The following is a 13,882-nucleotide window of genomic DNA, read 5'->3' as shown; positions in this document are numbered from 1 at the left end:
GAAGATAGGAATTAACCTACAAAAAATCGCCAACTTAGATGCATAGAGCTTTATGGTTGCTTTCAGACCTTTCTCGACGCGTACATATTTTGAGTGAAATATCGTGTCCATCAGCCCCTGAAAGTAAACGTGCCGCACAACACTTTCAGGAAATGCCCCTTGCTTGTCGCCGTGACGCGCACAAATCAACCCGGAACAACCGTTCCCATTAGTTCCATTTAACATATTTCAGCACTTCCACAATTCCTACAGAAAATTCAACAATTCACATATCCATTGCAACTACATGAGTGAATTTTCTGTCAGACATAGTTCCTCCGCAGATGTAAAAAATCATTCAGACTTAAAAACAAATGACAAAACTGGAAAATACTTGCGCAAGTTACGAAAAAATCCTTAAACACTGGCTAAACATTAATAAACAGCTCTGCCTTTAAAGCGCCCATAAAAACCCAGGCAAAAAAAATGGCCCCTTGCGCAAGGGGCCATTTTTCACAACAGGCGCACGACTCAGAACAACGAGCGGCCCTTGTTGGCAGCAATGCGCATGCGCAGTGCGTTCAACTTGATGAAGCCTGCCGCGTCCGCCTGATTGTAGGCCCCGCCGTCTTCTTCGAAGGTGGCGATGTTGGAGTCAAACAGCGACTCATCAGACTTGCGGCCGGTGACGATCACGTTGCCCTTGTACAGCTTCAGGCGTACGACACCGTTCACGTGAGCCTGGGAGGCGTCGATCATCTGTTGCAGCATCAGACGCTCCGGGCTCCACCAGTAACCGGTGTAGATCAGGCTGGCGTACTTGGGCATCAGCTCGTCTTTGAGGTGAGCGACTTCGCGGTCCAGGGTGATGGATTCGATGGCGCGGTGGGCGCGCAGCATGATGGTGCCGCCTGGGGTTTCGTAGCAGCCACGGGACTTCATGCCCACGTAACGGTTCTCGACGATGTCGAGACGGCCGATACCATGCTGGCCGCCGATACGGTTCAGGGTCGCCAGTACGGTGGCCGGGGTCATTTCAACGCCGTCCAGCGCGACGATATCGCCGTTGCGGTAAGTCAGTTCCAGGTACTGCGCCTTGTCTGGAGCGTTCTCCGGGGAGACGGTCCATTTCCACATGTCTTCTTCGTGCTCGGTCCAGGTGTCTTCCAGCACGCCGCCTTCATAGGAGATGTGCAGCAGGTTGGCGTCCATCGAGTACGGCGACTTCTTCTTGCCATGACGCTCGATCGGGATGGCGTGCTTTTCAGCGTAATCCATCAGTTTTTCACGGGACAACAGGTCCCATTCACGCCACGGCGCAATGACTTTCACGCCTGGCTTGAGTGCGTAGGCACCCAGTTCGAAACGGACCTGGTCGTTGCCCTTGCCGGTGGCACCATGGGAAATGGCGTCGGCACCGGTTTCGTTGGCGATCTCGATCAGGCGCTTGGCGATCAGCGGACGGGCGATGGAGGTACCCAGCAGGTACTCACCTTCATAGACAGTGTTGGCGCGAAACATCGGGAAGACGAAATCGCGGACGAACTCTTCGCGCAGGTCGTCAATGTAGATCTCTTTCACGCCCATGGCTTGCGCCTTGGCACGTGCAGGTTCGACCTCTTCACCCTGACCCAGGTCAGCGGTGAAGGTCACCACTTCACAGTTATAAGTATCCTGCAGCCACTTGAGGATCACCGAAGTGTCCAGGCCGCCGGAATACGCGAGAACGACCTTGTTTACGTCGGCCATGCCATCACTCCACGGGGTTGTACGGAAAGGCGACGATTCTACCGATCAAAACCGTGAAATTACAGGGGCGCGACAGCAAATGAAGATTAAGCGACAGATTATGTCGAGTGGGCGACCGATGGTCGCCTCTTATGAGCATAGGTTTCCACACAACCTTGTAGCGTCCAACGGTAACCACGATGCGAAGCGAGTCGCTGTTGATCTGCTTTTGATCTTGATCTCAAGCGCCCCGTTAAACCACGCTGGCCGAACGCAGGCTTGAATTCGTGGGTAACCCGGCAGGACGCCGGGTTAGCCGCCCCGCGCCATGGATGGCGCGTGGCGGCGGCCCACGGATTCAAGACTGTGTTCGGGCACACCGAGCCTAGGCGAGGTGCCGAGTGGTGGGGCAAGAGCGTTTTGCTTACTTTGCCGCTCTTGCAAAGTGAGCCGCCGTCAGGGCGGAACCCTAAGTGGCCATTACCTAAATAACGGATATGTACCCGGTCCAGCTGTGTTGACTGCCAGGCCGCCATCGCAGGCAAGCCAGCTCCCACATTTGGATCGCGGTGCCTCAGGGAGATAGGCACCGGCTGACAGGTCGTCGCGGAAGCAAGCTCCCTCGCCACAGGTTCGGCGTCATACCGAAGTTGCGTAGTTACCCATGCTCTTATGAGGTCGCCGGGTTGCTCGGCGCAGTGGCCTGGGGCGCCGGCTTCTCAGGGGCAGCCACCCGCTCAAGCTGAATATTCACACGGCGGTTACGCGCACGGTTGGCAGCATTGGTGTTGGGCGCCAAGGGGTAGCTTTCGCCATGGAAGCGCATCGTGATCTGCGATTCCTGAATGCCGTTGGCCTTGAAGTAGTCCATCACCGCCAGCGCGCGGCGGCGCGACACGTCGCGGTTGGTCAGGCGGTTGCCACTGTTGTCGGAATGGCCGTTCAACTCGACATGATTGACCGTCGGGTCGGCCTTCATGAAGGCCAGAATCACGGACAACTTCTTCTTGGCCGCCGCGTCCAGCTCAATGCCACCACCGGGGAAGCCGACTTCGGTCTGTTTGACCTGATCGTAATTCATGGGCAGCAGCTTGGTGGTGCACAGCTGATAATCGTTATAGGCCTTGCTGAACTTCACCGGCAGTAGGCGAATTTCCGAGTAACCGCCTTCACGCCCGTAATGCCGCACGGTCGGGCTGCGCCCTTCGAGCAAGCCCGTGAACAAGCGTCCGGCCTGGGCCTGGGAGCTATTGAACAGCACGTCGCCGCTGCCGACACGCACGGCCCCCAGGTTGATATCACCTCGGCCCGGTTGCCACGGCGCGGCAGCGGCCAACAGGGTTGCCGAGCCGGCGCCGAGGCTGCTGCCATAGGTTTTCAGACGAAACGTCGCCTGTTCGCCGGCCCGGCGTACGAACTCGCCGGAACCGAAATCGGTGATCGGCTGGGTCAAGCGGCACTCGAACTGATCGCCCTCTACCTTCCACTCAATATTCTCCAGACGTGTCTGGAACGTGAGGGCCGCCGCAGGCAGGCTGGCGAACACACTGAGCAGGGCTAGATAATACTGGCGCACGGGAGGCTCCATGGGTTTCTACAACACTTCACAGCGTCATACATCGTTAAGGCATACCCGGAGATATCGGTAGCATCCGGCAAAACTTGATAGCGAGTGCCTGCAAGAGTCTTTTCCGGTAGCATTCCCACCAGATTGACCCGCCTGGAATCCCCAATGTCCGACCGCCTGACCCTGCTGCGTCCCGACGACTGGCATATTCATCTTCGCGATGGTGCTGCGTTACCCCAAACCGTGGCCGACGTGGCCCGCACGTTTGGCCGTGCCATCATCATGCCTAACCTGGTACCTCCGGTGCGCAATGCCGCAGAGGCCGACGCCTACCGCCAGCGCATCCTCGCTGCACGACCGGCCGGCAGCCGCTTCGAACCGTTGATGGTGCTCTACCTCACCGACCGCACCCAGCCTGACGAAATCCGTGAAGCCAAGGCCAGCGGTTATGTGCACGCTGCCAAGCTGTACCCGGCAGGCGCGACCACCAACTCCGATTCCGGCGTAACCAGTATCGACAAGATCCTGCCGGCGATCGAAGCCATGGCGGAAGTCGGCATGCCGTTGCTGATCCACGGGGAAGTCACCCGTGGCGATGTGGACGTGTTCGATCGCGAAAAAATCTTCATTGATGAGCACATGCGTCGTGTGGTCGAGCTGTTCCCCACGCTCAAAGTGGTGTTTGAACACATCACCACCGCCGATGCCGTGCAGTTTGTCAGTGAGGCGTCGGCCAACGTTGGCGCGACCATCACCGCCCATCACCTGCTCTACAACCGCAACCACATGCTGGTGGGCGGGATTCGGCCGCACTTCTACTGCCTGCCGATCCTCAAGCGCAACACCCATCAGGTAGCCCTGCTGGATGCCGCCACCAGCGGCAGCCCGAAGTTCTTCCTCGGCACCGACTCGGCGCCCCACGCCCAGCACGCCAAGGAAGCCGCATGCGGCTGCGCCGGCTGCTACACCGCGTTTGCCGCCATCGAGTTGTACGCCGAAGCGTTTGAACAGCGTAACGCGCTGGACAAACTCGAAGGTTTTGCCAGCCTCAACGGCCCGCGTTTCTACGGCCTGCCGGCGAATACCGACCGCATTACCCTGGTTCGTGAAGACTGGACCGCCCCTGCCAGCCTGCCGTTTGGCGAGCTGACCGTTATCCCGCTGCGCGCCGGTGAAACACTGCGCTGGCGCCTGCTGGAGGAAAGCAAGTGAGTGAAGACCATTACGACGACGAACAAGAGCACGGCGGTGGCGGCTCGCGCCATCCGATGGCCGAGCGCTTTCGCGGCTATCTGCCGGTCGTCATCGACGTAGAAACCGGTGGTTTCAACTGCGCCACCGATGCCTTGCTGGAAATTGCCGCAACCACCATCGGCATGGACGAACAAGGCTTTGTGTACCCGGAGCACACGCATTTCTTTCGCGTAGAACCCTTCGAAGGCGCCAATATCGAAGCCGCTGCCCTGGAGTTCACCGGGATCAAGCTCGACCACCCCCTGCGCATGGCGGTGAGTGAAGAAGCGGCGCTGACTGATATCTTCCGTGGCGTGCGCAAGGCGTTGAAGGCCAATGGCTGCAAACGCGCGATCCTGGTCGGCCACAACAGCAGTTTCGACCTGGGCTTCCTGAACGCCGCCGTGGCGCGACTGGACATGAAGCGCAACCCGTTTCACCCGTTCTCCAGCTTCGACACCGCTACCCTCGCCGGCCTGGCCTACGGTCAGACCGTTCTGGCCAAAGCCTGCCAGGCAGCCGGTATCGACTTTGACGGGCGTGAAGCCCACTCGGCCCGCTACGACACCGAGAAGACCGCCGAGCTGTTCTGCGGCATCGTCAATCGGTGGAAACAGATGGGCGGCTGGGAAGACTTCAACGACTGAGCCCCCGATGAGCATAGGTATCTACGCATTTTTGTAGGTTGTCGCAGCCCACAGTAACCACGATGCGAGGCGAGTCGCTCTTGATCTGCTTTTGATCTTGATCTTAGGCGCCCCCGTTAAACCACGCTGGCCGAACGCAGGCTTGAATTCGTGGGTAACCCGGCAGGACGCCGGGTTAGCCGCCCCGTGCCATGGATGGCGCGTGGCGGCGGCCCACGGATTCAAGACTGTGTTCGGGCACACCGAGCCTAAGCGAGGTGCCGAGTGGTGGGGCAAGAGTGTTTTGCTTACTTTTGCCTGGGCCGGCATTCCGGCTTTTCAAAAGTGAGCCGCCGTCAGGGCGGAACCCTAAGCGGCCGTTACCGCAGCAATGGATATGCACACCATCCAACTGTGTTGACTGCCAGGCCGCCTTCGCTAGCAAGCCCGCTCCCACAGTTGGATTGTGGGGTGTCAAGTAGACCAGCGTAGGTTGTCAGGCCGTCACGGGAGCAAGTCCCCACCCACAAAAAAACCGGCCTTTTCAGGCCGGTTTTTTTATACCGTGACGCTAGCTTACAGCTTGCCAGCGTTCTCGGTCAGGTAAGCCGCAACGCCTTCTGGCGAAGCGTTCATGCCTTTGTCGCCTTTTTTCCAGTTGGCAGGGCAGACTTCGCCGTGCTCTTCGTGGAATTGCAGCGCGTCGACCAGGCGGATCAGTTCTTCCATGTTACGGCCCAGCGGCAGGTCGTTGATGATCTGCGAGCGCACAACGCCCTTGTCGTCGATCAGGAACGCGCCACGGAACGCCACGCCGCCTTCGGACTCAACGTCGTAGGCCTTGGCGATGTCGTGCTTCATGTCGGCAGCCATGGTGTATTTGACTTTGCCGATGCCGCCATCATTGATGGCGGTGTTGCGCCAGGCGTTGTGGGTGAAGTGGGAGTCGATGGAAACCGCGACCACTTCAACGTTACGCGCCTTGAAATCGTCCATGCGGTGATCCAGGGCGATCAGCTCCGAAGGGCAGACGAAGGTGAAGTCCAGCGGGTAGAAGAACACCAGGCCGTATTTGCCTTTGATGGCTTCAGACAGTTTGAAGCTGTCAACGATTTCGCCATTGCCGAGGACGGCTGGTACGTCGAAATCCGGGGCTTGTTTACCGACGAGTACGCTCATTGGATATCTCCTGATGTAGGGGGTGACGATTGAAGTAAAAGGACAGGTCGAGTCTGCCGGTGAAAATCGACAGAAACATGACGCAATCACGCTTCGTAAAGACCGACCATCATACACCGAAAAAACCGTTCGTCAGCGCAGGGGCGATGCGTGCTGGATTGTCGATGAAACTATTTTGACAATCATTCTCGTTAACATTAAGATCCATCGCACTTAAGCCTCAAACCCGCGACGGTTCTCACTTATGTATGTCTGCCTCTGCACTGGCGTCACCGACGGACAAATCCGCGAAGCAATCTACGAAGGTTGCTGCAGCTATAAGGAAGTACGTGAAACCACCGGCGTAGCCAGCCAGTGTGGCAAATGTGCTTGCCTGGCCAAGCAAGTGGTACGGGAAACCCTGACGCAGCTGCAGACAGCCCAGGCCGCGCTCCCCTACCCAGCAGAATTTAAACACGCCTGAATAGGCCTGTTTTGAAGAACCGGACCTAGTGTCCGGTTTTTTTATGCCATTAATTCAATTAGTTAGCGCTTAGACGCGGAACACAAACATTCTTATTCCGATTAATTTTCATTTATTATTCAATAACTTAGGTTTGACACTAGGATTTTCACCGCTCAGACTCTGCCCTATACACAGCTATTACAGGGCAGGACCCCAGTCATGAAAGGCGACATCTCAGTCATCCAGCAACTCAACAAAATCCTTGCCAATGAACTGGTCGCGATCAATCAGTACTTTCTGCATGCACGCATGTACGACGATTGGGGCCTGGAAAAGCTCGGCAAGCGTGAATACAAAGAATCGATCAAAGCCATGAAGGACGCCGACGCGCTGATCAAGCGCATCCTGTTCCTGGAAGGCCTGCCGAACGTGCAGGACCTGGGCAAGCTGAACATCGGCGAGCACACCCAGGAAATGATCAGCAGCGACCTGGGCTTTGAGCGCAAGAGCCACAGCGACCTCAAGGCCGCGATTGCTCACTGCGAAACCAAGGGCGATTTCGGCAGCCGTGAACTGCTGGAAGATATCCTGGAAGATCAGGAAGAGCATATCGACTGGCTGGAAACTCAACTGGGCCTGATCGACAAGGTCAGCCTGGAGAATTACCTGCAATCGCAGATGGGCGAATAACTGCGTTTGCTATCAACTGTAGGAGCGAGCTTGCTCGCGAAGGACTCCCAGGCAAGGCGTTAAACCAGGCGCGCTGCGTTATCGTTGACGTTCTTCGCGAGCAAGCTCGCTCCTACAGAAAAGCTCAAAAAAACCCCGCTCTCTTGTGAGAAGCGGGGCTTTTTATTGCTCGCCAATTAGGCGTCAGTCTTGGCCGCTGCTTTTTCCGCTGCGTCCTTGATCAGCGCTTGCAGCGAACCATCAGCTGCCATTTCAGTGATGATGTCGCTACCGCCAACCAGCTCACCGGCTACCCACAACTGCGGGAAAGTCGGCCAGTTGGCGTACTTTGGCAGGTTGGCGCGGATTTCAGGGTTTTGCAGGATATCCACGTAAGCGAACTTCTCGCCACATGCCATCACAGCCTGGGACGCCTTTGCGGAGAAACCGCATTGAGGCGCGTTAGGTGCGCCCTTCATGTAAAGCAGAATGGTGTTGTTGGCAATCTGCTCTTTGATCGTTTCGATGATATCCATGGAACACCTCTGCAGGAACTTTGCGACTCACGGGTCGGCACGGTGGCGCATTGTAACGCAAAAATCCAGCAGGATGCTCAGGCCGCCGCCACCTTCACCGGTACGCCGTTGAGCGCCGCATTACCCGACAACTCGTCCAATTGCCGCTCGTCGGTCAAGTCATTGGCACTCGCCCCCGGCTGGCCGCTCGCAATGCTCATCTGCACGCCCGGGCGACCGTGGCCCCAGCCGTGAGGCAGGCTGACCACCCCCGGCATCATGTCCGCGCTAGCCACGACTTCCACTTCGATCATGCCGACGCGCGAACTCACTCGCACCCGCTGGCCATCGCTCAACTGCCGACGGCTCAGATCGTCGGGGTGCATCAACAGTTGATGGCGCGGCTTGCCCTTTACCAGCCGGTGATAGTTATGCATCCAGGAATTATTGCTGCGCACATGCCGTCGGCCAATCAGCAACAGTTCGTCGGCCACCGGCACCGGCTGCGCGGCGAAACGCGCCAGGTCTGCGAGGATCACGGCCGGTGCTGCTTGCACCTTGCCATCCACGGTTTTCAAACGTGCCGCGAGGTTGGGCTTGAGCGGCCCTAGGTCCAGGCCATGGGGATGATCCGCCAGCATCGCCACCGACAGTTTATGGCTGGATGCATCACCGTAGGCACCCGCGCGCAGCCCGAAGTCGATCATCTGCGCCGGTGGCAGGGTGGGCTTGAGCACCGCACCAGTGTGCGCCGCAAATGCCTTAGCCAGGCCGACAAAGATCTCCCAGTCATGCAACGCGCCCTCAGGCTTGGGCAGGATGGCGCGATTGAAGCGCGTGACATTGCGCACCGCAAACAGATTGAAGGTGGTGTCGTAGTGATCGTTTTCCAGCGCCGAGGTGGAAGGCAGGATCAGGTCGGCATAACGCGTGGTCTCGTTGATATACAGGTCGATGCTGACCATGAATTCCAACCCGTCCAGGGCTTGCTCCAATTGGCGACCGTTAGGCGTGGACAGCACCGGGTTGCCGGCCACCGTCACCAGGGCGCGGATCTGCCCTTCACCCTCGGTCAGCATTTCTTCGGCCAGCGCCGACACCGGCAGTTCTCCGCCGTACTCCGGGCGCCCGGACACGCGGCTCTGCCAGCGGTTGAAATGGCCGCCGCTGGTGGACGCCACCAGGTCCACCGCTGGGCTGGTGCAGAGCGCGCCGCCGACGCGGTCCAGGTTGCCGGTCACCAGGTTGATCAGTTGCACCAGCCAATGGCACAGCGTACCGAACGCCTGGGTCGAGACGCCCATGCGGCCATAACAGACAGCCTTGTCAGCGCCGGCGAAATCCCTGGCCAACTGGCGAATCTGCTCGGCAGGCACCGCACACTGGCGGCTCATGGTCTGGGCATCGAAGCCGGCAATGGCCTTGCGCACTTCGTCCAGGCCTTCCACCGGCAAATGGCTATCGCGTGTCAGCCCTTCGGTGAACAAAGTGTTGAGCACCCCAAACAACAACGCCGCATCGCCGCCGGGGCGTACGAACACGTGCTGGTCCGCGATGGCTGCCGTCTCGCTGCGCCGAGGGTCGACCACCACCACTTTACCGCCCCGCGCCTGGATGGCCTTGAGGCGTTTTTCCACGTCGGGCACGGTCATGATGCTGCCATTGGAGGCCAGCGGGTTGCCGCCGAGGATCAACATGAAATCGGTCTGGTCGATGTCGGGGATGGGCAGCAACAGGCCGTGGCCGTACATCAGGTGACTGGTGAGGTGATGAGGTAACTGGTCTACCGAGGTCGCGGAAAAACGATTGCGCGTCTTCAGCAGCCCTAGAAAGTAGTTGCTGTGGGTCATCAACCCATAGTTATGCACGCTGGGGTTGCCCTGATACACCGCCACCGCGTTCTGGCCGTGCCGCGCCTGAATGCCGGCCAGCCGCTCGGCCACCAGGGCAAAGGCTTCATCCCAGGCAATCGGCTGCCATTGGCTGCCCACCCGCAGCATGGGTTGGCGCAGACGGTCCGGGTCGTTCTGGATGTCCTGCAGGGCCACTGCCTTGGGGCAGATATGGCCGCGACTGAAACTGTCCAGGGGGTCGCCCTTGATCGAGGTGATCGCCAAGCTACCGTCTTCGGCTTGGGTGGTTTCCAGGGTGAGGCCGCAGATGGCTTCGCACAGGTGGCAGGCACGGTGGTGGAGAGTCTTGGTCATGGCCAGTCTCTTTTATAGGGGCTTTGGCTCAACTATGGGCCGCGACAACTTGAGGCGCCAGCAATCTTCGCGTTGTGAATCGACAGGCATAGGCCAGGGCATGGCCAAGCGTGAGCAAATGTTTCAGAAACCTTGCCCACAGGCGCTGAAACCGACGCGACCTGGCCCACGCCCGCCCCCGCGCATTGCAAAAGGCCTGGACGCCAGTGTACAAATGGCTCGCTGCTGTCAGGAAATCATCTTCAAACGCGCGCCAGCGCCCTGCTTGAACACCCCTAAAGCCGTAGCCCTATTGGTAAAACGCGACATTTAATGTCAATATCGCGTCTCCCCCTATTTCGTCGCCCCGTGCGGCTTTCGCCGCAGGTCTCGCCCGTTGTCGCAATAAACAAGGCTTTGAGTATCTGCGGTCTGTTGCAAAAGGTAGTTAATGATGAGCGCAAGGCACTTTCTCTCCCTGATGGATTGCACGCCCGAAGAGCTGGTCAGCGTGATCCGTCGAGGCATTGAGCTTAAAGACCTGCGTAACCGCGGCGTACTGTTTGAGCCTTTGAAAAACCGTGTACTGGGGATGATTTTCGAAAAGTCCTCGACCCGCACACGCCTGTCGTTCGAAGCCGGCATGATCCAGCTGGGTGGCCAGGCGATCTTCCTGTCACCGCGCGACACCCAATTGGGCCGTGGCGAGCCGATCAGCGATTGCGCCATCGTGATGTCGCGCATGCTCGATGCCGTGATGATCCGTACCTTCGCCCACAGCACCCTGACCGAATTTGCCGCCAACTCCCGTGTGCCCGTGATCAACGGCCTGTCCGATGACCTGCATCCCTGCCAGTTGCTGGCTGACATGCAAACCTTCCTCGAACACCGTGGCTCGATCCAAGGCAAGACCGTGGCCTGGATCGGCGACGGCAACAATATGTGCAACAGCTATATAGAAGCGGCAGTCCAGTTCGACTTCCACCTGCGTATCGCCTGCCCTGAAGGCTACGAGCCCAGCGCCGAGTTCATGGCCAAGGCCGATGGCCGTGTGCAACTGCTGCGCGATCCAAAAGACGCAGTGGTCGGCGCGCACCTGGTGAGCACCGACGTCTGGACCTCCATGGGCCAGGAAGACGAAACCGCCAAGCGCCTGGCCCAGTTTGCGCCGTTCCAGGTGACCCGCGCATTGCTCGACCTGGCCGCGCCGGACGTGCTGTTCATGCACTGCCTGCCCGCCCACCGGGGCGAAGAAATCAGCCAGGACCTGCTCGACGATCCGCGCTCAGTCGCATGGGATCAGGCCGAGAACCGCCTGCATGCGCAAAAAGCCTTGCTCGAATTCCTCGTACCACCGTCGTACCACCACGCATGAGCCAGCCATTACTGCTGAACCTGCGCAATCTGGCATGCGGCTATCAAGACCAGCGCGTGGTGCAGAACCTAAACCTGCACCTCAACGCCGGCGATATCGGTTGCCTGCTCGGCTCTTCGGGTTGCGGCAAGACCACCACCCTGCGCGCGATTGCTGGCTTTGAGCCGGTGCATGAAGGCGAAATCAGCCTGGCGGGCGACGTGATCTCCCGTGCCGGGTTCACCCTTGCGCCGGAGAAACGTCGTATCGGCATGGTGTTCCAAGACTACGCGTTGTTTCCGCACCTGAGCGTGGCTGACAACATCGCCTTTGGCATTCGCAAACACCCGCAAAAAGAGCGCGTGGTCGCCGAGTTGCTCGAACTGGTCAACCTGAAGAACCTGGGCAAGCGCTTTGCCCATGAGCTTTCCGGTGGCCAGCAACAACGTGTCGCCCTCGCCCGCGCCCTGGCGCCGGAGCCGCAACTGCTGTTGCTGGATGAACCCTTTTCCAACCTCGATGGCGAACTGCGCCGCAAGCTCAGCCATGAAGTGCGCGACATCCTCAAGGCGCGCGGCACCAGCGCGATCCTGGTGACCCATGACCAGGAAGAGGCCTTCGCCGTCAGCGATCACGTGGGGGTCTTCAAGGAAGGCCGACTAGAGCAGTGGGACACGCCCTACAACCTCTATCACGAACCGCAAACGCCTTACGTCGCCAGTTTCATCGGCCAGGGGTATTTCATCCGTGGCCGGCTGAACTCGCCGGAATCGGTCAGTACTGAATTGGGCGACCTGCGTGGGAACCGTGCCTATACCTTGCCAACCGGTGCTGCGGTGGATGTACTGCTGCGCCCCGATGACATCGTGTATGCGCCGGACAGCGCGCTGAAAGCCCGGATCGTCGGCAAGACGTTCCTCGGTGCCTCAACGCTGTACCGGTTACAGCTGCCGACCGGCGCGCAATTGGAATCAATTTTCCCCAGCCATGCCGATCACCAAGTGGGCGCAGAGGTGGGGATTCGTGTGGCGGCTGAACATCTGGTGTTGTTCCAGGCATCCGGCAGCACAGCGGCGCAGATTCCCGCCGTTGAGTCAGGCGTGCGCCGCCACAGCGTCGCTCACTGATAGAACCGGATCAAACTGTGAGAGCTGAGCTGGCTTGAATGCGATAGCAGCCGACGGTAACCACGATGCGAAGCGAGCCGCTCTTGATCTGCTTGTGATCTTGATCTCAGGCGCCCCGTTAAACCACGCTGGCCGAACGCAGGCTTGAATTCGTGGGTAACCCGGCAGGACGCCGGGTTAGCCGCCCCGCGCCATGGATGGCGCGTGGCGGCGGCCCACGGATTCAAGCCTGTGTTCGGGCACACCGAGCCTAAGCGAGGTGCCGAGTGGTGGGGCAAGAGCCCTTTGGTTACTTTGGGGCTTTTCCAAAGTGACCCGCCGTCAGGGCGGCCCCCCTAAGTGGCCGTTACCGAAATAACGGATATGTACCCGGTCCAACTGTGCTGACTGTTAGGCCGTCTTCGCAGGCAAGCCAGCTCCCACAATTGGATAGCAGTGTGTCAGGTCGATCAGCGTCGGTTGGCAGGCCGTCACGGGAGCAAGCTCCCTCGCCACAGGTTCAGCGTCACTCCAAAGTTATGAAGATACCTATGGCTATCTCTGTCAAGCCACACATTTGAGAGCCACGGCCTTCAAAAAATGATTATCAGGCCCGGCCAATCGGTGCGAATTTGGCCTGGGTATGTTCCGCCAACACCGCCGCCGGCAATTCAACTTCCAAACCCCTCCTGCCCGCGCTGACAAAAATCGTTGCAAAGGGTTGCGCCGTTTCATCAATAAACGTGCGCAGCCGCTTCTTCTGCCCCAACGGACTGATGCCGCCCAACAGATAACCCGTGGAACGCTGCGCCGCTGCCGGGTCAGCCATTTCGACTTTCTTCACACCCGCAGCATGAGCCAGGGCTTTCAAGTCCAGACTTCCGACGACCGGCACCACCGCCACCAACAATTCACCCTTCTCACTGCTCGCCAGCAGCGTCTTGAACACCTGGGCCGGGTCGAGGCTCAATTTTTCCGCGGCCTCCAGCCCATAGGATGCTGCCTTGGGATCATGTTCATAACTATGGATACGATGTTCGGCGCGAACTTTTTTCAACAGGTCCAATGCGGGGGTCATGGCGGCTCCTGGCGGGCAAACTGATGGCCAATTCTAGGCCAAGACCGCCTGAAACGCTCTAGCACAGCCCTATTACCGCTAAAGCGACGCGCCCTGAGCATGATCATTCACCACACCAATAGTTCGGAAATGACCAATGGTTCACTTTCGACCTTTGACAGCGGTCATTCTTGTCTATATTTTTTCGTTTCCGAATACCGTAGGAATAATCCTCTGG

General features: G+C 58.7%; 12 protein-coding genes. 6 read left to right on the top strand and 6 right to left on the bottom strand.

The features are described 5' to 3' along the window. Positions 1-510: 510 nt before the first annotated feature. Entirely contained in the window at positions 511-1,728 is a 1,218-nt protein-coding gene (locus V8689_RS06115; RefSeq protein WP_003188984.1) for an argininosuccinate synthase, read from the bottom strand. Between the two features lie 649 nt (positions 1,729-2,377). After that, positions 2,378-3,283, bottom strand: a complete 906-nt coding sequence (locus V8689_RS06110) for a flagellar protein MotY (protein WP_056790082.1) — start codon at positions 3,281-3,283, stop codon at positions 2,378-2,380. A gap of 156 nt (positions 3,284-3,439) precedes the next feature. Between V8689_RS06110 and pyrC the strand changes: the two genes are divergently transcribed. Together pyrC and rnt are read left to right on the top strand one after the other, a co-directional pair. Next, complete coding sequence (gene pyrC / locus V8689_RS06105; protein ID WP_056790080.1) at positions 3,440-4,486, top strand: dihydroorotase; 1,047 nt, start codon at positions 3,440-3,442, stop codon at positions 4,484-4,486. Beyond that, a complete protein-coding gene (gene rnt, locus V8689_RS06100; protein WP_003188980.1) occupies positions 4,483-5,154 on the top strand; it encodes a ribonuclease T in 672 nt (223 codons plus the stop codon). The genes pyrC and rnt overlap by 4 nt, the downstream gene beginning before the upstream one ends. 555 nt (positions 5,155-5,709) lie before the next feature. Here rnt and V8689_RS06095 read toward each other — a convergent pair. Beyond that, on the bottom strand, positions 5,710-6,312 hold the full coding sequence (locus V8689_RS06095) for a peroxiredoxin (protein ID WP_003172097.1): 603 nt from the start codon (positions 6,310-6,312) through the stop codon (positions 5,710-5,712). Positions 6,313-6,556: 244 nt separating this feature from the next. Here V8689_RS06095 and V8689_RS06090 point away from each other — a divergent pair, with 244 nt between their 5' ends. After that, positions 6,557-6,775, top strand: coding sequence for a bacterioferritin-associated ferredoxin (locus V8689_RS06090; RefSeq protein WP_003188977.1), 219 nt, complete (start codon positions 6,557-6,559; stop codon positions 6,773-6,775). Positions 6,776-6,976: 201 nt separating this feature from the next. Then, positions 6,977-7,447, top strand: a complete 471-nt coding sequence (bfr, locus tag V8689_RS06085; protein ID WP_012722487.1) for a bacterioferritin — start codon at positions 6,977-6,979, stop codon at positions 7,445-7,447. Between the two features lie 176 nt (positions 7,448-7,623). Here the strand turns inward: bfr and grxD are convergent, their stop codons facing one another. Both grxD and V8689_RS06075 read right to left on the bottom strand, forming a co-directional pair. Next, positions 7,624-7,962 carry a Grx4 family monothiol glutaredoxin gene (gene grxD, locus V8689_RS06080; protein WP_034126465.1) on the bottom strand — a complete coding sequence of 113 codons (339 nt, stop codon included), beginning with the start codon at positions 7,960-7,962 and terminating at the stop codon, positions 7,624-7,626. Positions 7,963-8,039: 77 nt separating this feature from the next. After that, the gene (locus V8689_RS06075) at positions 8,040-10,148 is read right to left on the bottom strand and encodes a molybdopterin oxidoreductase family protein (RefSeq protein WP_056790078.1); all 2,109 of its coding nucleotides are present in this window, start codon (positions 10,146-10,148) and stop codon (positions 8,040-8,042) included. A gap of 433 nt (positions 10,149-10,581) precedes the next feature. Between V8689_RS06075 and argF the strand changes: the two genes are divergently transcribed. Together argF and V8689_RS06065 are read left to right on the top strand one after the other, a co-directional pair. Further along, positions 10,582-11,502, top strand: coding sequence for an ornithine carbamoyltransferase (gene argF / locus V8689_RS06070; RefSeq protein ID WP_056790074.1), 921 nt, complete (start codon positions 10,582-10,584; stop codon positions 11,500-11,502). After that, on the top strand, positions 11,499-12,608 hold the full coding sequence (locus V8689_RS06065; RefSeq protein ID WP_032893324.1) for an ABC transporter ATP-binding protein: 1,110 nt from the start codon (positions 11,499-11,501) through the stop codon (positions 12,606-12,608). Before argF ends, V8689_RS06065 begins: the two co-directional genes overlap by 4 nt. A gap of 586 nt (positions 12,609-13,194) precedes the next feature. Here the strand turns inward: V8689_RS06065 and ybaK are convergent. Next, positions 13,195-13,665 (bottom strand): Cys-tRNA(Pro) deacylase, encoded by a 471-nt coding sequence (ybaK, locus tag V8689_RS06060; protein WP_032893325.1) that lies wholly within the window; start codon positions 13,663-13,665, stop codon positions 13,195-13,197. Between the last annotated feature and the right edge of the window lie 217 nt (positions 13,666-13,882).

Origin of the sequence: Pseudomonas sp. AK181, assembly GCF_051122975.1 — a bacterium.
GTDB lineage: Bacteria > Pseudomonadota > Gammaproteobacteria > Pseudomonadales > Pseudomonadaceae > Aquipseudomonas > Aquipseudomonas lactis.
This window is presented reverse-complemented; position numbering and strand designations above follow the sequence as displayed.

What these genes read in the sequence shown, in the direction of transcription:
- V8689_RS06115 (WP_003188984.1), bottom strand. Translation starts at nt 1,728, where the DNA reads ATGGCCGACGTAAACAAGGTCGTTCTCGCGTATTCCGGCGGCCTGGAC.
- pyrC (WP_056790080.1), top strand. Translation starts at nt 3,440, where the DNA reads ATGTCCGACCGCCTGACCCTGCTGCGTCCCGACGACTGGCATATTCAT.
- V8689_RS06095 (WP_003172097.1), bottom strand. Translation starts at nt 6,312, where the DNA reads ATGAGCGTACTCGTCGGTAAACAAGCCCCGGATTTCGACGTACCAGCC.
- V8689_RS06090 (WP_003188977.1), top strand. Translation starts at nt 6,557, where the DNA reads ATGTATGTCTGCCTCTGCACTGGCGTCACCGACGGACAAATCCGCGAA.
- bfr (WP_012722487.1), top strand. Translation starts at nt 6,977, where the DNA reads ATGAAAGGCGACATCTCAGTCATCCAGCAACTCAACAAAATCCTTGCC.
- grxD (WP_034126465.1), bottom strand. Translation starts at nt 7,962, where the DNA reads ATGGATATCATCGAAACGATCAAAGAGCAGATTGCCAACAACACCATT.
- V8689_RS06075 (WP_056790078.1), bottom strand. Translation starts at nt 10,148, where the DNA reads ATGACCAAGACTCTCCACCACCGTGCCTGCCACCTGTGCGAAGCCATC.
- argF (WP_056790074.1), top strand. Translation starts at nt 10,582, where the DNA reads ATGAGCGCAAGGCACTTTCTCTCCCTGATGGATTGCACGCCCGAAGAG.
- V8689_RS06065 (WP_032893324.1), top strand. Translation starts at nt 11,499, where the DNA reads ATGAGCCAGCCATTACTGCTGAACCTGCGCAATCTGGCATGCGGCTAT.
- ybaK (WP_032893325.1), bottom strand. Translation starts at nt 13,665, where the DNA reads ATGACCCCCGCATTGGACCTGTTGAAAAAAGTTCGCGCCGAACATCGT.